The sequence below is a fragment of the Wolbachia endosymbiont (group A) of Philonthus cognatus genome, from assembly GCF_947251755.1.
Taxonomy (GTDB): Bacteria; Pseudomonadota; Alphaproteobacteria; order Rickettsiales; family Anaplasmataceae; genus Wolbachia; species Wolbachia pipientis.
In genome coordinates this window covers 1,290,108-1,311,246 of the sequence record NZ_OX366388.1, presented here as the reverse complement: position 1 = coordinate 1,311,246, position 21,139 = coordinate 1,290,108, and the positions used below count along the sequence as shown (strand labels likewise).

20 protein-coding genes, 1 tRNA gene and 2 pseudogenes are annotated in these 21,139 nt (G+C 35.2%); 5 read left to right on the top strand and 18 right to left on the bottom strand.

What is annotated here, in order from left to right:
* Positions 1 to 44 precede the first annotated feature (44 nt).
* The 5 genes and pseudogenes from OPR21_RS06080 to OPR21_RS06060 all read right to left on the bottom strand — a co-directional run.
* A pseudogene (locus OPR21_RS06080) lies at positions 45 to 431 on the bottom strand (exopolysaccharide biosynthesis protein); the annotation flags it as partial.
* A gap of 46 nt (positions 432 to 477) precedes the next feature.
* Positions 478 to 1,434: an IS5 family transposase gene (locus OPR21_RS06075; RefSeq protein ID WP_265029812.1), complete on the bottom strand. Its 957-nt coding sequence runs from the start codon at positions 1,432 to 1,434 to the stop codon at positions 478 to 480.
* Between the two features lie 85 nt (positions 1,435 to 1,519).
* A pseudogene (locus tag OPR21_RS06070) lies at positions 1,520 to 1,798 on the bottom strand (exopolysaccharide biosynthesis protein); the annotation flags it as partial.
* Positions 1,799 to 1,964: 166 nt separating this feature from the next.
* On the bottom strand, positions 1,965 to 2,132 hold the full coding sequence (gene tatA, locus OPR21_RS06065; RefSeq protein ID WP_006013840.1) for a twin-arginine translocase TatA: 168 nt from the start codon (positions 2,130 to 2,132) through the stop codon (positions 1,965 to 1,967).
* Positions 2,133 to 2,260: 128 nt separating this feature from the next.
* Positions 2,261 to 3,034 (bottom strand): ABC transporter ATP-binding protein, encoded by a 774-nt coding sequence (locus OPR21_RS06060; RefSeq protein ID WP_006280146.1) that lies wholly within the window; start codon positions 3,032 to 3,034, stop codon positions 2,261 to 2,263.
* 147 nt (positions 3,035 to 3,181) lie between these two features.
* On the opposite strand from OPR21_RS06060, the gene OPR21_RS06055 reads away from it, so the two are divergent.
* Positions 3,182 to 3,258: transfer RNA gene (locus OPR21_RS06055), tRNA-Arg, on the top strand.
* A 101-nt stretch (positions 3,259 to 3,359) separates the two neighbouring features.
* On the opposite strand, the gene uvrC is transcribed toward OPR21_RS06055, so the two are convergent.
* From uvrC to def, 11 genes are all read right to left on the bottom strand, one after another.
* Positions 3,360 to 5,177 carry an excinuclease ABC subunit UvrC gene (gene uvrC, locus OPR21_RS06050; protein ID WP_182318997.1) on the bottom strand — a complete coding sequence of 606 codons (1,818 nt, stop codon included), beginning with the start codon at positions 5,175 to 5,177 and terminating at the stop codon, positions 3,360 to 3,362.
* Positions 5,161 to 7,278 (bottom strand): glycine--tRNA ligase subunit beta, encoded by a 2,118-nt coding sequence (gene glyS, locus OPR21_RS06045; protein WP_265029810.1) that lies wholly within the window; start codon positions 7,276 to 7,278, stop codon positions 5,161 to 5,163. The genes uvrC and glyS overlap by 17 nt, the downstream gene beginning before the upstream one ends.
* A gap of 3 nt (positions 7,279 to 7,281) precedes the next feature.
* Positions 7,282 to 8,121: a glycine--tRNA ligase subunit alpha gene (locus tag OPR21_RS06040; protein ID WP_077188493.1), complete on the bottom strand. Its 840-nt coding sequence runs from the start codon at positions 8,119 to 8,121 to the stop codon at positions 7,282 to 7,284.
* A gap of 44 nt (positions 8,122 to 8,165) precedes the next feature.
* Positions 8,166 to 8,924, bottom strand: coding sequence for a hypothetical protein (locus tag OPR21_RS06035; RefSeq protein WP_006279670.1), 759 nt, complete (start codon positions 8,922 to 8,924; stop codon positions 8,166 to 8,168).
* 146 nt (positions 8,925 to 9,070) lie between these two features.
* On the bottom strand, positions 9,071 to 10,066 hold the full coding sequence (gene hemB / locus OPR21_RS06030; protein ID WP_265029806.1) for a porphobilinogen synthase: 996 nt from the start codon (positions 10,064 to 10,066) through the stop codon (positions 9,071 to 9,073).
* Positions 10,059 to 11,084 carry an NADH-quinone oxidoreductase subunit NuoH gene (nuoH, locus tag OPR21_RS06025; protein WP_236515135.1) on the bottom strand — a complete coding sequence of 342 codons (1,026 nt, stop codon included), beginning with the start codon at positions 11,082 to 11,084 and terminating at the stop codon, positions 10,059 to 10,061. The genes hemB and nuoH overlap by 8 nt, the downstream gene beginning before the upstream one ends.
* Positions 11,068 to 13,116 (bottom strand): NADH-quinone oxidoreductase subunit NuoG, encoded by a 2,049-nt coding sequence (gene nuoG, locus OPR21_RS06020; RefSeq protein ID WP_213863144.1) that lies wholly within the window; start codon positions 13,114 to 13,116, stop codon positions 11,068 to 11,070. The genes nuoH and nuoG overlap by 17 nt, the downstream gene beginning before the upstream one ends.
* A 5-nt stretch (positions 13,117 to 13,121) precedes the next feature.
* Positions 13,122 to 13,334 carry a hypothetical protein gene (locus OPR21_RS06015; RefSeq protein WP_006279675.1) on the bottom strand — a complete coding sequence of 71 codons (213 nt, stop codon included), beginning with the start codon at positions 13,332 to 13,334 and terminating at the stop codon, positions 13,122 to 13,124.
* Positions 13,335 to 13,400: 66 nt separating this feature from the next.
* Positions 13,401 to 13,592, bottom strand: a complete 192-nt coding sequence (locus tag OPR21_RS06010) for a hypothetical protein (protein ID WP_236515137.1) — start codon at positions 13,590 to 13,592, stop codon at positions 13,401 to 13,403.
* A gap of 684 nt (positions 13,593 to 14,276) precedes the next feature.
* Positions 14,277 to 15,098, bottom strand: coding sequence for a uracil-DNA glycosylase (locus tag OPR21_RS06005; protein ID WP_236515138.1), 822 nt, complete (start codon positions 15,096 to 15,098; stop codon positions 14,277 to 14,279).
* Positions 15,088 to 15,627 (bottom strand): peptide deformylase, encoded by a 540-nt coding sequence (def, locus tag OPR21_RS06000; RefSeq protein ID WP_006279678.1) that lies wholly within the window; start codon positions 15,625 to 15,627, stop codon positions 15,088 to 15,090. The genes OPR21_RS06005 and def overlap by 11 nt, the downstream gene beginning before the upstream one ends.
* A 138-nt stretch (positions 15,628 to 15,765) precedes the next feature.
* Here def and ftsA point away from each other — a divergent pair, with 138 nt between their 5' ends.
* Together ftsA and map are read left to right on the top strand one after the other, a co-directional pair.
* Positions 15,766 to 17,004, top strand: a complete 1,239-nt coding sequence (ftsA, locus tag OPR21_RS05995) for a cell division protein FtsA (protein ID WP_006279680.1) — start codon at positions 15,766 to 15,768, stop codon at positions 17,002 to 17,004.
* A gap of 132 nt (positions 17,005 to 17,136) precedes the next feature.
* Positions 17,137 to 17,919 (top strand): type I methionyl aminopeptidase, encoded by a 783-nt coding sequence (gene map / locus OPR21_RS05990; RefSeq protein WP_006279681.1) that lies wholly within the window; start codon positions 17,137 to 17,139, stop codon positions 17,917 to 17,919.
* 27 nt (positions 17,920 to 17,946) lie between these two features.
* On the opposite strand, the gene OPR21_RS05985 is transcribed toward map, so the two are convergent.
* Positions 17,947 to 19,194 (bottom strand): MFS transporter, encoded by a 1,248-nt coding sequence (locus OPR21_RS05985; protein ID WP_265029799.1) that lies wholly within the window; start codon positions 19,192 to 19,194, stop codon positions 17,947 to 17,949.
* A gap of 220 nt (positions 19,195 to 19,414) precedes the next feature.
* On the opposite strand from OPR21_RS05985, the gene rsmH reads away from it, so the two are divergent.
* Together rsmH and ftsL are read left to right on the top strand one after the other, a co-directional pair.
* Positions 19,415 to 20,359, top strand: coding sequence for a 16S rRNA (cytosine(1402)-N(4))-methyltransferase RsmH (rsmH, locus tag OPR21_RS05980; RefSeq protein WP_006279684.1), 945 nt, complete (start codon positions 19,415 to 19,417; stop codon positions 20,357 to 20,359).
* Positions 20,356 to 20,661 (top strand): cell division protein FtsL, encoded by a 306-nt coding sequence (ftsL, locus tag OPR21_RS05975; protein ID WP_006279685.1) that lies wholly within the window; start codon positions 20,356 to 20,358, stop codon positions 20,659 to 20,661. The genes rsmH and ftsL overlap by 4 nt, the downstream gene beginning before the upstream one ends.
* Before the next feature lie 51 nt (positions 20,662 to 20,712).
* Here the strand turns inward: ftsL and OPR21_RS05970 are convergent, their stop codons facing one another.
* Positions 20,713 to 21,012, bottom strand: a complete 300-nt coding sequence (locus OPR21_RS05970; RefSeq protein WP_006279686.1) for an NADH dehydrogenase ubiquinone Fe-S protein 4 — start codon at positions 21,010 to 21,012, stop codon at positions 20,713 to 20,715.
* Positions 21,013 to 21,139 lie beyond the last annotated feature (127 nt).

Sequence of the window (21,139 nt, the reverse complement as noted above, 5' to 3'; positions counted from 1 at the left end):
TTCAATATGCATTATTCATTTTGCGCTAGTAATTCGTTCTTTTGTTAAAGTGTTGTAAAGCTTTTAAGAAGAGAAAGTGCTCCGGTTATAAGTTGTGGTCCTTTGACTATTACAACAAGAGTAAGCAACAACGCGCACAATGATACTAAAACTCCCAATATGGATAGAAACCCGTCTTTACTCATAATGCTAAGTGAAATAAGAGTTGTGCCAATTGCAGGAAGGAAGTGAGTAAAAGGTAATGGAAGAGCTATTATTATTGCACAAAGCAACATCATAAAAGCCAGAATCTTCTCACCAGGCCCATAGAAAATGAAAGACAGTCTTGGCTTCATGAATTTTTCTATTTTTTCTAATACAGGGGAAGTTTTCTCTACCACAAGAGCTAGTGTTGAACGCTGAAAAGATCTTCTTTCTAGCCAACTGGGCATGGCTTTGTTGCATCGCTCTTCGGATAGTAGGTAACGTACAATAAATTCATGAAGCTATCTCAAACTTAGCCATGCCTATTTCAGTAAATTTGTTAAGCAAATAACACTTGAGTAGCAGTTCCTTCTCACGATTAATTTCAGATTTGCTCCTAAAACTAAACCCAAATATTCGCTTCAACCTTGAGAAAAATCCTTCAATATACGATCTTTTTCCGTAATTTACTTCTTCTTTCCATCTTTTTATACCATTCTCACCATGTAATTTCATTAACTGAATAGCGGCATTTCTATCAAGCATATAATCCAATTTTGGATGCTCTGCTGCGTTGTTTTTCGGAGGAATTTTCGTTTTTATACCATATTGATTACACAGCTTATAGAGCTTTTCTCTGTCATATGCCCTATCTGCATATAGTACTTTTATGACATACTGAAAATCGACTTCTTTTAGCAAATCACAAGCTCCATAGTGATCAGAGTAGACACCGTTACTGTATTTTACAGCTATGGCTTTTTTGCTGTTTGTATTCAACATTACATGCAATTTTCTTGTCTGTTCATAGCTGCGATACTTTCTATCTTCGCTATTTTCTTTGCTATGGCCAGGAGTGTTGTTGTATATACTAATTCCTGTACTGTCTATAGCAATTTCGATATCTTCCATATTATTTTTATCAATTCTGCAATCATTGATCTTAATATTGAGTTTCTTAAACCTTCTTGATGATTGTGAATAGCTGATAACTTGCAAATTTTTCCCAATTTGCTCAAGGTATCCTGCTATAAACCCAACTGTTTGCCTCAGGCCTATTCTAAATAAACAAGTTATTATGTGCACCAAAATTACAACTTTATCGCTATAAATATTGTTGCCACCTGGTATTTTTGGACCATTCTCGTACCACTTTTCTATGGCTTCGTTGATATAATGAAAAATATTTCCTCTTTTTTCTAGAAATTTGTTATATTCGCTATGGTTACTGACCCTCATTTTTTGTGGCATATTTTTTCTTTCAAGGTTAAATGGCTATTTTATAATGAATTTTGTCAGTAGCCACCAGATTTTTCAGTTGCTATGCAACAAAGCCACTGGGCATCCAAGGAGAATCAAATCCAAATAGAAGCTGCAGTGAGAATAAGATTAAAGGTATAGAAAGAATAGTTGTATAACCAGGTGGAACCGGTATAGGCACCGATAGCGGCAAGGAGAAGATGATTATTAAAATACCAAAACCGCGCTCATGCAAAGCTGTTTTAATGTCAAACAAAGTTACTTTATTGCTATCATTGTTATTGGTATCTGCAACCTCTTTTAGAATATCAGAAGCTAGTTTTTTATCTTTAGTTAGTTTCTCACTTTTTTGCACAATTATCCTTTAATAAAATATTCCTCTTAAGCTAACATAGTTGTTGCTGTATTTCAATATTTGTTATTTATTTCATACCAACACTTCATCTCTTTCATTCTTTAACCTGACTAAGTTTTTAAACAGATGACATGCACTAAGGTGCATGTCACGAAGTATGAGGACGCTAACGATCTGGTTCATTAGACGATAATTTTTCTGAGTCCTTAAGCTCCTGTTTAAGGTTTTTGATGCCTTTTCCTAAATCACCCATAACTTGCGGTAATCTGCCTGCACCAAACAGAACTAAAATTATTATTAAGACTAGAAACAATTGCCATGGTCCTAAACTCATTTTCACCTCCATTTAAAATATTGACCTTTAAATATTAAAACTTGACTGAAGTCAAGTAACACATAGATTATATCACCTTTATTTAATTATAAATCAAGGTTTTTTAATTATTTTATAACAATCCCAAACTAGATTATTTTCTTGCAGCGAATAAGTGGAAACTTTTCGCTTAACTGTAGAGTAGAAGAGAGCTCACTAAAAAACTTTGCTAGCGTATCATCTTTAGGCTTATGGTATATATCGCTAGAAACTCCTGATTGAATAATTTTACCATTTTTCATTACGTAGATAAAATCTGCAACTTTCAATGCTTCTTGCGGGTCATGAGTTACCATTAGCACAGGGATATTTTTACTTCTAAAAAGGGACAATATATGTTGTCTTATTCGGCACTTGAGCAGTATATCTAAATTAGAAAATGGTTCATCTAACAACACAACATCAGGGTTTTGTGCCATCACTCTTGCTATTGCAACTAATTGTTGCTGTCCTCCAGATAAGGCGTTAGGGTACATATTTTCATATTTTTCTATATTGAGTAACTTCAAGATTTCCAATGCAATTAGGTGCTTTTCTCTCTTGGAAGAGCTGCGGATAGCAAAGGTTATATTTTCTACTACTGTTTTATGAGGAAATAATGCAGAATGCTGAAAAATCAATCCGATATTTCTATGCTCTATAGCGACTGATGCCTTATTACTTGCAACTAACCTATCATTTATAAAAATAGTTCCAGATTTTGGATTTTCTATCCCCGCAATTAATTTCAAAATTGTTGACTTGCCACAGCCAGAATGCCCCAATAAACATGCAACATTTCCTTTCTTTACTTTAATGTTTATATTGCTTAAAGCAAAGTCGTTTTGATTGTTATAGAAATAACCAATATTGTTAACTAGCATTAATCTTACTTAAACCATGTTATTAAATATAATAGCATTATACTCAAGAAGTACAGAAATGTTTTTTGTCGTCATAAATTGGTTATGCAAGAAATCTAGAAAAGAAAGGATTTTTTGCTATAACTTTACATGAATGGTAGGAAACACGGGACTATAGCTCAGCAGGATAGAGCGTTGGACTCCTAATCCGAAGGTCGTGCGTTCGAATCGCACTAGTCCCACCACATTGCTTCACAAATTTTATGGAGATTTTTTTTCACAAATACGCACACCTTTTTTTGCGGTTTTAAGATATAAATTCCCTAATAATAAAACGGGTTTTGTGTCATTCCAGTACTCCTCTCTTATAATTCACGTATTTAAGAATGACTTCTGCTAAACCTTTACTAATTCCAGGTACGTTTTGAATTTCAGCCAGAGAAGCTTTGCTTATATTTTTCACTGAACCAAAATAAGACATCAACGCTTTTTTTCTTTTGTTGCCAATGCCGGGTATTTTGCTTAATTGTGAAACTATAAACTGTTTATCGCGTTTTTTTCTATGTGAAGTTATCGCAAAACGGTGGGCTTCATTACGCAGCGATTGTAAGTAAAGCATGACTTTGCTGTCATTTGCCAGACTGAATTCTTCCCTGCCCAGCATATAAAATCTTTCATTTCCTGCGTTACGATCAGGACCTTTTGCCATACAAGCAAAAGGAACGTTTATATTCAATACTTCCAGTACATTCTGTACTATGGAAACATGTCCTGGTCCACCATCAATCAGTAAAAAATCAGGTATTATGCCTTTTATATTGCCGGAGAAACGTCTGGTTAGCACTTCCCTCATCATTTTATAGTCATCGCCTGAAAATTTTTCCTTTATAGTAAATTTTCTGTACTCACTTTTTAAAAAACCCTCCTGCCCTGCAACAACCATTACACCAATTTGTTGGTTTCCAAATATATGGCTATTGTCATAAACCTCAATACGCTTTGGAATATTTGGTAACAAGAAGATTTTGCTAAGCTCCTCAAGCTTTTCTAGGTTATTCCTATAATCGATAAGCTTCTGCTCTAAGCTATGCTGAGAGTTATCATAAACAAATTTCAATAAATCACGCTCTTTTTTATTCTTTGCATGCAGAACTTTTACTGGCTTTTGAGCAACCTTATATAGTGCTTGTTCTATAATTTCCTTATCCACAATAGAATCTGGAACGTAAATTTGTATTGGAGGTATGTTAGCTGAATTATAAAAATTGACCAAAAAGGTGGATAAAATTTCATCATTTGAGTGATCACCACAGTTCTCGGCAAAGTAAGGAGTGCTGCCGTAGTTGTCTTTATTTCTGAACGATAACACACTAATACATGCTAGATCCTCTTCACGTACAATACTGAAGAAATCTGCATCTTTTTCAAAAGAAAAATCCGTGTGCTGTATTTGAATTTGCTCAAGAAACTTTACCCGATCTCTATATATAGCAGCAAGCTCATAGTTTTCTTCACTGCTGCACTTTCTCATTGTGAAAAGTAACTGTTCTTTCACTTCCTTATTTCTTCCAAGCAATGTATTTCGTGCCTGTTTTACTGATTGGCAGTAGTCGTCTTTTGTGATTTTGTTTATGCATGGTGCTGAGCAGCGCTTAATTTGATATTCAATACATGGTCTTTTTGTTGAGGAAAAGTATTGATCTGAACATACTCTTAGGAGAAAAGCTTTTTGCAATGACAATATAGTTTGCTTAACAGCAGCGGCAGATGTAAAGGGACCATAATAATGAAACTCATTTTTCTTAAATTTGCCTCTATATTTTGCTATTCTTGGATAATCGTGCTTGGAAATTGTTATATAAGGATAAAATTTTCCATCCTTGAGCACAATATTATAAAGTGGTTTCAATGATTTTATTAGCTGTGCTTCAAGAAGCAGTGCTTCGATTTCATTCTCAGTGATGAATATTTCAACCTTAATAACCTGTAAGAGCATAACTCTAATTCGTTCAGAAAGGTTTTCGAATTGAAGGTAGTCGGATAATCTCGACTTTAAGTTTTTTGCTTTTCCAACATATAAAACTTTATTCTTATCTCCGACCATCTTATACACGCCACAGGACTGTGGAGATGATTTGATTTGTTCTTTATATTGCCTGAGCATTTATCCATTGCTTAACCTGTATGAGGTTAAAATCTGCTACTAAATGAAAGATGGAAACTACATTTTCAAGCAAAGATAATCTGTTTCTTCTCAGCTTATCAGAATCACAGTTAATCTTTATACTGTCCATAAACTGATTGATAAACGGAGCAAAACCAGCAAGTTCATCAAGTGCTACATTAAAGTGGTTATTTTTTATCGCTTGTTTTATGTTTTTACAAGCAGTTATAGCACAATTTGATAGCGCAATTTCTTCACTTTCAATCAAAAACCTCTTACCGTAAGATGCACTATAAGTAGTGCCATCACTTTTCCTTGCTTTGCTCATCATGTTACTGACTCTTTTGTAAGTGCTTAGAATTTGTTCACCTTCTGGAGTACTAAGATAACGATCCAATATAACAGTTTGCTTTTCTGCTGTCAGCAGATCATTAATATCGATTTTATATAGTATTGAATCTACAACATCTTGCCTTATATCTCTATTTTTTAAAATAACCTTGAATCTTTCTAAGCAAAATCTAAATACTAGTTCTGAAATTTGTTTTCTATTCGGCTTATCAACTGACGCTGTATTTTTATTAAATAGAAGCCTTGAATATAAAGATACTGACTTGTCTATCATTAGCCTAATTGGAACATGCAAATTATTTTCAAGTATTGTCCTAATTATACCAATTGTCATTCTCCGCAAACCAAATTGATCATACGAACCAGAGATTTTCTCACCTGCTGCAATTAAACCAACTAAGCTATCCACTTTGTCTGCAATTGACACAGCAATTGCAGAAGGAGATTTAGGACACTCCTGCTCTGGCCCGATTGGCTTATAATGCTCAGTTATAGCTTCCACTATTTCTCTATCTTCTTGAAAATAAGAAGCATAATATCCACCCATTACTCCTTGTAATTCTGGAAACTCTCTTACTATCGATGTTGCCAAATCAGCTTTTGCCAAATATGCAGCACGTTCAACTTTTATCAGCGAAGCATGTGGAATAAATATAGCTATATACTTTGACAAAGCCGTAATACGCTTCACCTTTTCCCCCACGCTGCCAAGTGAAGCATGAAATAATATTGAACCTAATCTTTTGACATAATAATCTAGATTTTCCTTTTTATCTTGAGATATTAAAAATTGGGCATCAGCAAGACGTGCTTCTAATATTCTTTCGTGTCCTTTAACAACTTCACCATTGTTGACGTTGACAACAGTGACAAAGTGTGAAATTCTCTTTCCATTACTTAAAGCAAGGTATTTTTGTTGTGTATTAACTATACTAAGTATTACTTCCTTCGGTAATCCAAATGACTTTTCTTGATTCACTTCACCAAACAGTACGATTGGCCACTCTATAAGCCCTGTCAATTCATTTAGTAAATAATCATTTTTCTCAAGTTGTAAATTCTGCTCTTTTGTGAATTTATTAATCTGATCTAGTATAAATTGCTTTCTTTTGTCCATTTGGAGAATTACACTGTTTTTTTCTAGCAATTCAAAATAGTCTTTAGGTGTTTTAACAGTAAGCGCCGTACCACTTGAGAGAAATCGATGGCCATATGTTGTGTTAGACGCTGTAATCCCTGCAAAAGATACAGGTATTATTTCATCATTTAAAATGCATAAAATGTTTTTAATTGGCCTAACCCACCTTTCTTTTCCTTTGCCCCATCTCATACTTTTTGGCCAAGAGAAATTTTTTAATATTTCTCCTAGTTGATTTTTAAGAAACTCTTGAATGTTAAATGAGCAGCTTTCTCTTTTAATGAAGTAAAAATCCTCATTATTTACTTTTCGAACGAGCAAATCTTCTTCATTTTTCTGATATTTTCTTAAAAAACCTTCGATAGCACTTTTTGGTGCGTTAATGTTTGGTCCCTTAACTTCGTTATTGGAATCCTTTAGCTCCAAAGCATTTGTGTTGTCGACAAATAGGGTAATGCGACGTGCCGTTATAAAAACCTCCATTGATGTAAATTTTACATTATTTTTGTTAAAAACATTGGCAATACAGCTCTTAACTTGAACTGTAGCTGAATTCTGCATTCTCGGTGGTATTTCTTCTGAAAGGCACTCAAATAACAACTGCAACGACATACGCTATTTACTCATGTACAATTCACAACATTTTTTTGTTAGCTCTCTAACTTTACCAATATAAGCTGTACGTTCATTCACACCAAGCACACCTCTTGCATCAAGCAGATTAAGTAGGTGACTAGTTTTAATACATTGGTCATAAGCTGCCATTGGTAGCTCCTTTTCAATAAGGAACTTACACAATTTTTCCGTATCTTCGAATTGCTGCTGTACCACTTTAGTATCATAATAATCTAACGCTAGATAAGAAAATTCATATTCTCTTTGTTTAAAAATATCTCCGTAAGTTACACCGTTATCGTTCCAAATTATATCGTAAACATTATCTACACCTTGTATGCACATTGCTAAACGTTCCAACCCATATGCCACCTCACCAGGAATCATCTTGCAGTCAATCCCTCCAACTTGCTGTATATAAGTAAGCTGTGTTACTTCCATTCCATTGCATGTAACTTCCCATCCAAGTCCTGATGCACCAACACTTGGGTTTTCCCAATCATCTTCAACAAACTTAATATCATATTTTTCTGTAGATATGCCAAGAGCTTTTAAGCTATCTAAATAGACGTCTTGTAAATTATTACCAGATGGCTTTATTATAACTTGATATTGGTGATGTTGATACAAGCGATTAGGATTATCACTATAGCGCCCATCTGATGGCCTAATTACTGGTTGTAGATATGCAATTTTTGTCGGTTTTGTATCAATTGCAGACATAATTGTTGCAGGATGTAATGTACCAGCACCAACTTCAGATGTGTATGGGTGAAGTATAACGCACCCTTCACCAGCCCAAAAATCTTGTAACTCTTTTATTATACTTTGTAAGTTCACACAAATTGTACACTTTTTATACTAAATATATAAATAAATAAGTACTATTCAATATTTATTTTTTTTGCAGCACTATGTAAATAATCACCTAAAACTGCTGAACTTTCCCTCACATACTGAATTATGCTTTTATTTAGGACAATTGCATCACGCATAGTTAAATCGCAGAATATAAATGCTGTTAAATACAGTAAAATCACCGCATAAAATGTGTGAAAAATCCCCTCAAATGTAATTGACATTGCATTATTATAGCTGAGCTGTATTGAACTTATTGGCCATGGTTTTATCACTTCTACGACATTAAAAAATACGTAAGGTATCATAAGAAAAAAGAAAAAGTGCATAAAATCATTAAACCAAAATGGGCATTGAAACATCTGCTTACATATATTCCCATAGAGTTTACTTACAGCATAATAAATTGACATTATTGCTGGCATTGAAAGTGCTACAGTCAGTACTTGCCCTGACGCTATTTGTATTACTATTTCTTCACCACTGTTTGCTGAAGGGTCTTGAGCATGAAAAATAAATATTCCAATTAATTGCATTACTAACATAACTATTGCCAATTTTGTAAAAACAGCAGCTACAACTATTCCTGAGTCTGGCATTTTATATAGTAAGTATTCGCCTCCATATGTAAGAATTAATATAACATCGACAATAAATAATATTAAAAAAGAAGACCAATAGTTCTGCCAACTTGGTAAATATCCTATTCCTAAAAGAGAGCTTACTGTTTTGGCAGGAAAAACCTTACCTAGCATCTTTCCCAAAAATTTAAAAAAAATCCCCATGTTCTAAGTAACACTTGGTTTATATTATTTATAATACTGTATTGTAACGGACTTATCAACAACTTAAAACATGTATTGGAAAACTTTAAGTAATATGCAGCAACAGTAGAAGAACGTGCGCCAAAAATTTAATAATTTTATAGGGCTTATGCACTTAAATTTTTTGCAATATCAAGTGCAGCGTAAGTGAATATTGCACTTGCACTCGCACGTTTGAAACCAATCAAAGATTCATAAATCACCTTGTCATAATCTAGCCAGCCATTATTTGCAGCAGCTTTTATCATTGCGTACTCACCGCTTACTTGGTAAGCAAAAATCGGAAAATTAAACTTATCACTTGCTGTTTTGATAATATCCAAATATGGCATACCCGGTTTAACCATAATAAAATCTGCACCTTCATTTATATCCATTTCAATTTCGCACATTGCTTCGCGCGCATTTTTATAATCCATTTGATAACCACTTTTGTCTATAGAATGTGATAGCCCACATGAACCAACGACTTGCCTGAATGGAGCATAGAAGCTAGAGCAGTATTTCACTGCATAAGATAATATTAATACGTCTTGAAAGTTGTTATCATCTAATGATTTTCTGATTCTTCCTATTCTACCATCCATCATATCAGAAGGAGCAACTATATCACATCCTGCTTTCGCTAAAGCAAACGCTTGCTTACACAGCACTGATATAGTTTCATCGTTTTCTACATCCATCTGATTATCTTTTAAAATGCCGTCATGGCCGTGAATAGTGTATGGATCCAATGCAACGTCTGCAATAATACCAATTTCAGGTACCTTTAATTTTACAGCACAAATTGCTCTGCAGATTAAGTTGTCAGAATTATATGCTTCCTCAGCGTTTTCAGATTTTAGTTTACTATCAACTACAGGAAAAATTGCAACAGCATTAATCCCTAAATCTTTAGCTTCCTTAACTATAGACACTAATCCATCTATTGAATAACACTTTACGCCTGGTAAGCCAGAAATTGGTTCAGTTGTTTCTTCTCTGTCATGAACAAACAGAGGAAGAACCAGATCATTTACTGATAAACTATTTTCACTTGTTAAATTGCGAACCCATTTGCTCGAGCGCCTGCGTCTTAATCTTGTATTTGGGAAATTAAACATTGGATCCAGGCAAATTCCCAGTAAAGAGCAACACCCCTGAAATGAGTATCACCCAAAACACTGATATTGGTAAAAATACTTTCCAACCAAGGCGCATTAGCTGATCATATCGATAACGAGGTATTGTTGCTCTAATCCAAATAAATACGAATAAAAGTATAACTATCTTCAAAACGAACCAAATCAAACCTGGAATTTTATAAAGCAAACCAAGCTCTAACGGAGGATACCATCCCCCCAGAAAGAATATTGTCATCATAGCACTTGCTAAAATCATATTTGCATATTCTCCAAGAAAAAAGAGGGCAAAAGGCATGGATGAATATTCAACGTTATATCCAGAGACAAGCTCTGCTTCAGCTTCTGGTAAATCAAATGGGTGACGATTAGTTTCTGCAAGCAAAGAAATAAAAAATATTATTCCTATAGGCATTAGTAGTAAATCAACCCAAAATGGCATATTATGTTTTGCCACTACCATTTCTCCAAGATTCAATGTTCCAGTGGTAATAACGACTGTAGCAACTATTAAGCCTATTGAAACTTCATATGAAATCATCTGAGCAGCCGACCGTATAGCGCCAAGAAATGCATAATTAGAATTGCTTGACCAGCCTGCAATAATTACGCCGTATACTCCCAGCGACGATATAGCTAGCACATAAAGCACTCCAACATTAATATTTGCTATAACCTTAGGAATCACTACTTGCTGGCCATTTTTTACAATTACTTCAGCACCAAACGGTATAACTGCCCAGGCAATTAATGCCAAGATAAAGGTAAGCATTGGAGCCATAATGAACAGTATGGTGCTCGCTCTAAATGGTATTATCGGCTCCTTAATCAGGAGCTTAATAGCATCTGCAAATGGCTGCAATAGCCCAAAAGGTCCAACTACACTTGGGCCGTGCCTCAGTTGAATTGCAGCAAGGACCTTACGCTCAAAGTATGTCAAATATGCAACTGAAAGTAGTAGCGGTACTAAAATAAATAAAATATTAACTAGCGTGTTCATAAAAAGCTTTAGTACAATCTGCCATTATTTTTGAAGCGCGACTTATTGAATCCGTCATATAAAAATTACACTCCTTTAAAGTAAAAGGTGTATTACTTAAGCTTATTTCACCGCTGCTGATTGGTACCCATGTGTTTTTTACCACTTGATCAGCATTTCTAAACTGTGGACCGATAGTATCTAATTTTTTTCTCACGTCAAATAAACTATCATATGGTAAGGAAAGATCCAAATATTGCGAGAGATTTTTAATAATTAACCAATCCTCCTTTGCTTCACCTGGAGGAAATACAGCTAAATTTGTTCTTTGCACTCGACCTTCAGTGTTTACATAAGTTGCATATTTTTCTGTATATGCAGCACCAGGCAAGATAACATCTGCCACATGTGCACCCTTATCACCGTGATGACCTTGATAAATTACAAATGTATTTTCTAATTTTGATGTATCAATTTCATCTGCACCAAGAAGATAAACCACTTCTATTTCACCACTTTCTGCATGTTCCAATATTTGATTAATATCCCTTTCGCCTTTTTTAGGAACAAACCCAGTATCTAGCCCACCAACTCTTGCTGCAGCTTTATGCAGCATATTAAAGCCATTCCAGTCATCTCTGACCATGTTAAATTTTTCTGCAATTTTGCCAGCTAGAACTAGAACTGATTCAGAATCGTCTCTTACTAATGCATCTTGACCGATAATCAGCATAGGGCTCTGAGCAGCACTCAGCAGCTCACAGAACTTATGATTTCCATTTGCTATTTCACTCAAAATATCAGGATTATCGCCCAATTTCTCAACATGATACAAATATTCAATGTTAGGACCAACACTTGCAACAGGAAAGTTGCCCTGTAAATATCTCTTTCTCAATCTTACGTTAATAATCGGTGCTTCTATCCTTGGATTTGTATTTATAAGCAGACATAAATCTGCATTTTCTATACCTTCAATAGTGGTATTGAACACATACGATCCACGATTACTTGGTATAAGCTTTGCACCATCTTGCCTACAGTCTATATTCCCCGAGCCGAGCTTCTGCATCACTTCTTTGAGTAGAAGCATAGACTCACAATCTGCTAAATCACCTGCAATTGCAGCTATTTTATTTGATTTTGTATTCTTTAATTTCTTTGCAGCAACAGTTAATGCTTCATTCCAATCAACTGGGGCTAATTTACCATCTTTTTTTATATAAGGTCGATCAAGACGCTGAACTTTTAGTCCATCATAGGCAAAGCGGGTTTTATCTGATATCCATTCTTCATTTACCTCTTCGCTCAGCCTTGGTAATATCCTCATAACCTCCGGGCCACGATAATCAACTCTAATTGCGCTGCCCACAGCATCTAGCACATCTATAGTCTCACAATGTGATAGCTCCCATGGACGCGCTGTAAAGGAGTAAGGCTTTGAAGTTAAAGCCCCTACCGGGCAGAGATCTATGATATTTCCAGATAATTCAGAACTAATATGCCTTTTTATGTAAGTGCTAATCTCTACATTTTCTCCCCTTCCGATTCCTCCAAGTTCATTTGTACCTGCAACATCAGACAAAAATCTAACACACCGAGTGCAATGAATGCATCGATTCATCGCAGTCTCAATCAGTGGTCCGAAGTGTTTTTTTGGCACAGCCCTCTTATGCTCATCAAGTCTGCTGGTTCCTTTCCCATAAGCCATCGTGATATCTTGCAAATCGCATTCACCACCTTGATCGCAAATTGGGCAATCAAGCGGGTGGTTAATTAGCAAAAACTCAAGCACACCTTCACGTGCTTTTTTAACCTTAGGGGTATCAGTGTGAATAACCATCCCTTCTGCAACTGGCATTGCACAAGAGGCTACTGGTTTTGGAGGTCCACCCTCCACTTCAACCAAACACATTCTGCAATTACCAGCAATTGCTAAACGCTCATGATAACAAAAACGTGGAATTTCAACGCCCACGACTTCACAAGCTTGAATTATAGTGAGCCCATGCTCTACTTCACATTCCTTAGAATTAATAGTAACTTTAACCACAACTATTATACAGCTTCCCACTTTATAGGATTGCCGCTTACCTCATCTTCAACCAGATTGCCGTTGTCATATTGAGCAGACATATAATTCATGCGCGAATCACGATCTATATATCTAACAGGTTTTACCGGTTTATCTTTATACATTTTTTGCTCAGCTTTCTTACGCTGAGTAGGGTTATTTTTACTAGCTGTCTTTGCTTTCCCACCTGCTGCCATATAAACTCCTAAAAACTTTTCATTCTATTTTAACACTTAAGTATATAGCGTCAATATTTAATAACTTTAAAATTTCAATAGATCTCTTATTATAATCATTTTACAATCATTGTTTAAATAAAAAGTTACCCCTTGATGCCATTCCAGCGCATGACGCACAGCTGTACGAACATTGCAATTTGCAGGCAATTTGCGTGGCAGATTCAAGTAGCTGACACTGGTTTCCATCCAAAACAGCAGTAGCTCTTTTGGTGTCATTTCAGTGCTTGACACTGAAATCCAGGATTTTGATTGGATACTGAGTTGGTAAGCATAAAAGTATAGCTAACGCGAGCTCTACGTCATACCGCAATTTATTCGCGGTATCTCAAAGCATAGATCCCGCTAACAAGCAGCGGGATGACGATTGTCGTTTAGCTATAAACATTAAGAAATTTACCAAACGGAAAAAAAGGCAAAAGAAGCCCTGGGGTTATTATCCGCTTTAAAATATTGGCGTTTTTTATGTTTTAAACGCTTGACAAGCGAAATTCAGCTGCTTTTAATTGCAACTAACTTACGCTGCAAATGTTTAAGAAATTTACTAAGCAGAAAAAAAGACAAAGAATCCCCGAGTTAGCTAGTCTTTTACTATCTCTGTCGAGTATTGGCATTTTTTGATGTCTTGTAACGCTTTATAAGCGCGTTCAGCTTATTTAGATAAAAATCTAGATGTAGATGAAGTTTTGTAAAGACATACAGTATCTATATACTGCAAAAAATTGAACATAAGACGCCGATACATTAAGTAATCCTTACCTTTTAATCTGCAGATTGGCGAAAGCAAATACAATAGCTTCACTATCATGATAAGGGCGCTGGCGAAGGGTGTCAAGTAAGTTTTTTCGTTTCTAACGATTGTTAACATGCTGCAAAAAACTATGCAAGAGGTCTACCACTTTATTAGGTATTTGTGCAGTTATTGGTGTTATCAAGATACTCCCTAATCTTCTTCAAGTCCTCCCAGGCTAAACGTTTTTGTGCCGGTTGGCGAAGTAGGTAAGCTGGATGAAATATAGCGGCTGTGGTGATTGAATTGGACAAATATTGGTTAGTGTACGTATGAAATCTGCCACGCAAATTCGATATAGTTTTTGTGCTGTCAAGAAGGCTATAACATGCGATTCCCCCGACCAAAATTAAAATTTGTGGTGAAACTAGTGCAACGTGTTTTTCGACAAATGGTCTGCACATATCAAGCTCTAGGTCGGTTGGCTTTCTATTGCCAGGTGGACGCCAAAATACAGTATTGCTTATGTATACCTTAGTGCGATCAAGATTGATTGCATTTAACATTTTATCGAGCAACATTCCACTTGCACCACAAAATGGTATGCCTTGAAGGTCTTCATTTGCTCCTGGAGCTTCACCAACGAGCATAACTTTTGCGTTTGGATTACCATCGGAAAAGACAGTATTAGTTGCAGTTTTTTTTATTTCACAACCTTCAAATGACTTCACTACACTTCTTAGTTCATCCACACTATTACATTTGCTTGCAAGTTTCCTTGCTTCGATTATCCAGTCACTTGGAAACATGTCTTTTCCATCTTTAGTGTCATCCCAGCGCATATCTGCATCTTTCTTCTTGGTCCCAGTTTGGATAACAGAGGGTTGTACACTCTCTTTGCTCTCCAGCTTTTTTTCCTCTTCACCCTCCATTAGTGTGCAATCAACGCCCACTTCATGGTAAAATTTTAATAATTCTAGGTCTTTATTGCTCATAATGCTTTTTAACCTTTTGTGCTTTTTTCATGGCCATATCATACTTTAATTTAGATAAATGTCTAATATATAATATGCCGTTTAAGTGATCTAATTCATGCTGAATACACCTTGCAAGCCAACCACTAGCTTTTAGCGTCTGTTCTTCGTTATTTAAGTCTCTGTATTTCACAGTTAAATACTTTGGACGCTTAATTTCATAGCTTTGCTCTGGAATTGAAAGGCACCCTTCCTTGAGAGTCACTTGTTCATCAGATAATTCCGTAATTTCTGGATTAATCATGCAAAATTTGCCAATTGATTCATATCCTGCTGGCTCATTTTCAATTGTTTCTAGCTGAACATCCACAACAAAAATTCTCTTTAACACTCCAACTTGCACTGCAGCAAGGCCAAGACCTTCTGCATCATACATAGTTTCGAACATGTCGTTTACTAATTCTTTAATTTTATCGTTTATATCTGTTACTTCACTGGCACGTGTGATTAGTCTTTCATCAGGGGCAATTACAATTGGTAATATGGACATAAAAATTATAATTCTATGTTTTGCTTTTCCTTTTGTCCAGAATTTAGTGTATATTAAAATGTTGCTATATCTATAATAGAAATATAAATTATTAAAGAAAGCTACAATTTAAATGAAATTGCGTAATAAGGTTAACTAATGTACTCTGCAGTAATAGCAAAACCAAAGAGAAACGTTTTTGCTGTTTTAGACATAGGTACAACAAAGATTATTTGTCTAATCGTTAAGATAAATAGCAACTTCAGCTATAAAGTAACAGGAACGGGTTATAAGATTGCAGAAGGTGTAAACGGTGGATCAATAACTAATGTAAAACACGCAAATTACTCCATCTCATCAACTATAGGTTTAGCTGAACAAGTATCAGAAGAAACCATAGATCAGATATATGTGAACATTGCTGGATGTGGCATCTCATCTTTCAATGTACATAATGAAATTATTGCAGCTAACCATGAGATTTCTGAGCGTGATATAAGACGTGTAGTTTTTCAAACATTTGAGAAATATATTGAAGACAATGTTATCATTCACAATATACCACTAAAATATCACTTAGATGACATGACTGACATAAAAGAAGTTGGTGGATTGTACGGAAAAAGACTATCTGCTGATGTTAATGTTGTCACTGCTTCGCGTCCAGCGCTTACCAATATTGAAAACTGTATTACCAATAATGGTGGATTAAATATGGCAGGTTGTATTGCTTCTGCATATTCTGCAGGTCTTGCCTGTCTGAGTGGAGATGAAAAAGAGCTCGGGACTGCTATTGTTGATATAGGCGGTGGGTGCACTGCAATTGGAATTTTCAAAAGAGGGAAACTTGTGTATGCAAGCAGCGTTCCAATTGGTGGTGTTCATATCACTCGAGATATTGCTTACGGGCTATGCACAAGCATAGAACGTGCAGAGTATATAAAAATACTGTATGGCAGCACTATCGTAACTTCAATAGATGAGAATGAGTACATTACAATGCAAAACAACGAAAATGATGAACCTACTCAAGTATTCAAATCTGAGCTTATTAACATCATAAGACCAAGAGTTGAAGAAATACTTGAAATGGTAAGAGAGCAATTTCAAGAGCAGAAAGATCCAATTAATAAAGTAGTGATCACAGGTGGAACTAGTCAACTCACAAGCATGAAGGAAATTGCAGGCTATATATTCAATAAGCAAGTTCGAATTGGGTGCCCTGAGTCTTGTAGCGGTCTTGATGGCGAATATGATAAAAATCCTGTATTTTCTGCTGCTATAGGCTCTATAAAGCTAATAGTTGACACTTTTTATAAAAATAATTCTGGTATTTTAGGTCAGGATGGTAAAATGAGTAAATTGTATAATTGGGTTAAATCAAAAGTTACAGTCTAGATTTCTGTTTTACCACCTTTCATACAAATGACTTGACACTAGGATCCATAGGACTTATTTTTATAATATGTAAAATTATTATGTTTATGTACTTGCGAGTAAGCGTACCAATTACAATAAGACATGGAAAATATGAACATAACTATACACTCACAAGAAGATTTTGAATTTATGCGCAAGGCTGGCAGGCTTGCTGCTGAAACTCTTGATTTCATTGCACCGTACGTAAAGGTAGGGGTGACAACTAATGAGTTAAATGATCTATGTCATGATTTTATAATTAATGCAGGTGCAATTCCAGCACCACTAAACTATAGGGGGTATCCAAAATCGATTTGCACTTCAAAAAATGCAGTTGTGTGCCATGGTGTTCCCGATAATAAACCACTTAAAGATGGAGATATTTTAAATATTGATGTCACGGTGATTTTAAATGGCTGGCATGGTGATACAAGTCGCATGTTTTGGGTTGGCAAGCCATCAATAAAAGCAAAACGCTTGTGTGACGCTACTTATCATGCATTGATGGAAGCAATCAAACAAGTTAAGCCCGGCAATAAGTTAAATGAAATAGGGCTTGCTATAGAGAAATATATTAGAGATTTTGGATATTCTATCGTACGCAGCTACTGCGGACATGGTATAGGAAAAGTCTTTCATGCTCCACCAAATGTAGTGCATTTCTATGATCAAGATGAAAATCTCGTCTTGAAGGAAGGTATGTTCTTTACAATAGAGCCAATGATTAATGCTGGAAAACATGAGACTCTGCTCAGTAAACTCGATGATTGGACAGTGACAACACGTGATCTTTCACTTTCTGCTCAATTTGAACATACGCTCGGAGTAACAAAAGATGGTGCTGAAATATTCACATTATCACCTAAAAATTGGCACTTCCCGCCTTATAATTAGATTTTTTTAAATTCTGCTATACTGCAACTATACTTGGTTTACTTTGGGTAATTTTGAAGAAAGCTCACCCTTAATTTGCGATGTAGCAACTAGCCCAATTAATGCACAGAAAATCATGTAAAAACTAGCTGAAGTCTCTTGTCCTGTAACCTTGATAATTGTTGTGCATATAAATGGTGCAAGGCCGCCAAAAAATCCAGCAGCTATATTTCTTGATAAACCAAATCCACTGTACCGAACCTTTGTTGGAAATAATTCGCACATAAGTGCACTGACAGGACCAAGCGATGCAGCTATTGGAATTATAAAAAGAATGTGTGCCAGCAAGTAATTGCCACTACATAACATTGAAAAAACTGGATAACTCACTATTACAAAAGCTATAAATGCAAATTTCATAACTTTTTCTCTTCCTACCTTATCAGAAAGTATTGCAAACAATATTGTCAATCCTCCGAGCGCAATTTGACTCAGTATTTCCACTATATGATTAAAATGAGTATTTACTGTTAATATTTTATTCGTAAGCACATTGAAAAATACCAAATATATATAGAGAGACGCATTTTCAACCAAGTCAATACCTATTGATATTAGAACAGGCTTTTTGTAATTGTTTAATAACTCTTTTAGTGGCAATTTAGACGGATTTTTTTGTCTTTTATACTCTGGGCTTTCATCAAGTATATATCTCATATATATGCTAATTAATCCCATTGCTAAACTGAAAATGAAAGGTAATCTCCACCCCCAAGATTCAAAATCAGATACTTTTTTGCATATGAGTACCGCTATCAGGCTTAATACTGAACCAAAAATTGCGCTTAATACTTCAATGCTGCCAAAAAATCCTTTTTTGTTTTTAGGAGCATGTTCTATTAAAAATGGTGCATTTCCTGCTTCTCCTCCAAGAGATATACCCTGCAATAATCTTAAACACACTACCAGCATTGACGCTAGTATTCCAATGCTTTGATAACCTGGAACAAAAGCAATTAATACGGTTGATAAAGTCATTAATATAATCGAGAGCAATAAGGCAACTCTTCTGCCATGCTTATCACCAATGTGACCAAATATAGCAGCGCCGATTGGTCTCATTAAGAAACCCACTGCAAACACTCCAAAAGCTTTCAATACGCTGGTTAGTTGATCATCTGATGGAAAAAACACACCACCTATTATGTTTATTAAGTGGCCAAAAAGCATGTGGTCATACCACAATAAAGTGTTACAAATCAAACTCGAGAATATTGCTTTTGTTATTTGCTGCATAATCTTCTATAGTTTGTTTAGTATTTAGTAATATACATTACTTTTTTTTATATAATAGAAAAATTTGAACATTATACTAATAATGGTATCTTATTAAATCTTAATATTTTTATATCATTGACTATATTCAAGTATTTTTATATTATTGCCTATATATTTCCATATGTTTTAGTGGGAAGCTATTTTTATTTGTATGCACAGAGTCTCTTGATGGAGCACTATGACACACACTCCAGTTTTGTTAAAAGAGATGCTATCACTACTATCACCGCAGGATGGTGGCATATACGTGGACGCCACATTTGGAGCTGGAGGGTATAGCAAAGCAATATTGGAGTCAGCTGATTGCAAAGTATATGCAATTGATAGAGATGAAACGGTAACTAAGTTTTATGATGATTTAAGCGTTAGATATCCAGATAGAATAAAACTATTCATTGAGAAGTTTAGTAATATTAAAAGTATACTAAGCAGCGTTGAGCCATCTCCTGTCATCCCAGTACTTGATACTGGAAAAAATAACTGGTCACGCGCTGGAATGACATCAAACGGGGTGGATGGAGTGGTCTTTGACATCGGAGTTTCATCTATGCAGCTTGATAACGGAGATAGAGGGTTCTCATTTTTACATGATGGTCCACTCGATATGAGCATGGATAACTCTTCTTATATAAACGCTTCAACGTTTGTTAACGCTTTACGCGAAGAAGAAATCGCAAATACTATATATAACTACGGAGGCGAACGTCATTCTCGCAAAATTGCAAGAGCAATAATAAATGCACGGAAGAAGAAAACTATCAAAACTACATTTGAGCTTGCGGATATTGTACGTTCCGTGGTATTTCGTGGAAAAAGCAAAATTGATCCTGCAACCAGAACATTTCAGGCAATCAGAATATGGGTAAACGATGAGCTGGGAGAACTTGAAAAGGGTATTAAAGCTGCATCTGAGATTTTAAGTGAGAATGGCAAATTAATTGTCGTCACCTTTCATTCCTTAGAAGATCGTATAGTCAAAACTTTTTTTAAAGATTTATGTGCTACTGATTGCAAGACATTCTCTCTGCTAAATAAAAAAGTGATCGAAGCAAGTATAGAAGAAGTAAGTGCAAATCCGCGTTCACGCTCAGCAAAACTAAGAGCTATACAGAGGTTGTCGTGAGAACTTTCTGCATCATCTCAATAGCTGTGTTTTTTCTTAGCATTGTAGGATTATTTAAGGTAAAATTACATGTTCAGTCGTTAAATAGAGAGCTAATAAAAATAAAAAGTGAAATTAATTTAGTGCAAAGTGATATAAAAGTTTTACAAGCAGAATGGAGCTATTTGAATAATCCAAAAAGACTTGCAAGCCTTGTAAAGAAATACCTGAAAAATAACTCTTTAATACTGGCTAGCCAGGTTAAAAATCTTGACTCTTTAAATGGCCGCAGTGTGTTAGCACAACTTAAAACCCAGAGTTAAATTGGTTATACTAAGCTTTATCTTTTACAGATAAGCACACCACAATAAACCTTACTTTAGTATGAAATTGCTTGCGTAAGATTTTGGCAGCCTCTTAACATTTTTTGGCATTTCAATTATGTATTTAACGTTGCATTTTTTTGCGTAGAATACTGCTTTTTCAAGAGAATCAAACTTTAATACAATCTGTTTTTTGGGATCTTTTGAGCCAACCCACCCCATCAAAGGTTCAATGTAGTAGGAGCCAGATTCAATTTTTAGGTGCCAGAAATTTGTATTACCTAAACCAGATTGTGTTGCAGTTCTTGTTGGTTTATAAATCCTAAAAACTACTTTATCGTCAATGCCCATAGTTCTTGTTAAATAAGTTTAAATATATATCTAAATAAATCCTTTCACAAACAATTAGTATGAAAGAATGAAGTTTGAAATAAATATTTTTATGTTATATTATTATTAAATTATATTAAAAGGATTA

Bases quoted from the DNA above. Each gene is read 5' to 3' on its own strand.
- OPR21_RS06075 (WP_265029812.1), bottom strand. From the start codon at position 1,434: ATGCCACAAAAAATGAGGGTCAGTAACCATAGCGAATATAACAAATTT.
- tatA (WP_006013840.1), bottom strand. From the start codon at position 2,132: ATGAGTTTAGGACCATGGCAATTGTTTCTAGTCTTAATAATAATTTTA.
- OPR21_RS06060 (WP_006280146.1), bottom strand. From the start codon at position 3,034: ATGCTAGTTAACAATATTGGTTATTTCTATAACAATCAAAACGACTTT.
- uvrC (WP_182318997.1), bottom strand. From the start codon at position 5,177: ATGCTCAGGCAATATAAAGAACAAATCAAATCATCTCCACAGTCCTGT.
- glyS (WP_265029810.1), bottom strand. From the start codon at position 7,278: ATGTCGTTGCAGTTGTTATTTGAGTGCCTTTCAGAAGAAATACCACCG.
- OPR21_RS06035 (WP_006279670.1), bottom strand. From the start codon at position 8,924: ATGGGGATTTTTTTTAAATTTTTGGGAAAGATGCTAGGTAAGGTTTTT.
- hemB (WP_265029806.1), bottom strand. From the start codon at position 10,066: ATGTTTAATTTCCCAAATACAAGATTAAGACGCAGGCGCTCGAGCAAA.
- nuoH (WP_236515135.1), bottom strand. From the start codon at position 11,084: ATGAACACGCTAGTTAATATTTTATTTATTTTAGTACCGCTACTACTT.
- OPR21_RS06015 (WP_006279675.1), bottom strand. From the start codon at position 13,334: ATGGCAGCAGGTGGGAAAGCAAAGACAGCTAGTAAAAATAACCCTACT.
- OPR21_RS06010 (WP_236515137.1), bottom strand. From the start codon at position 13,592: ATGACACCAAAAGAGCTACTGCTGTTTTGGATGGAAACCAGTGTCAGC.
- OPR21_RS06005 (WP_236515138.1), bottom strand. From the start codon at position 15,098: ATGAGCAATAAAGACCTAGAATTATTAAAATTTTACCATGAAGTGGGC.
- def (WP_006279678.1), bottom strand. From the start codon at position 15,627: ATGTCCATATTACCAATTGTAATTGCCCCTGATGAAAGACTAATCACA.
- ftsA (WP_006279680.1), top strand. From the start codon at position 15,766: ATGTACTCTGCAGTAATAGCAAAACCAAAGAGAAACGTTTTTGCTGTT.
- map (WP_006279681.1), top strand. From the start codon at position 17,137: ATGAACATAACTATACACTCACAAGAAGATTTTGAATTTATGCGCAAG.
- OPR21_RS05985 (WP_265029799.1), bottom strand. From the start codon at position 19,194: ATGCAGCAAATAACAAAAGCAATATTCTCGAGTTTGATTTGTAACACT.
- rsmH (WP_006279684.1), top strand. From the start codon at position 19,415: ATGACACACACTCCAGTTTTGTTAAAAGAGATGCTATCACTACTATCA.
- OPR21_RS05970 (WP_006279686.1), bottom strand. From the start codon at position 21,012: ATGGGCATTGACGATAAAGTAGTTTTTAGGATTTATAAACCAACAAGA.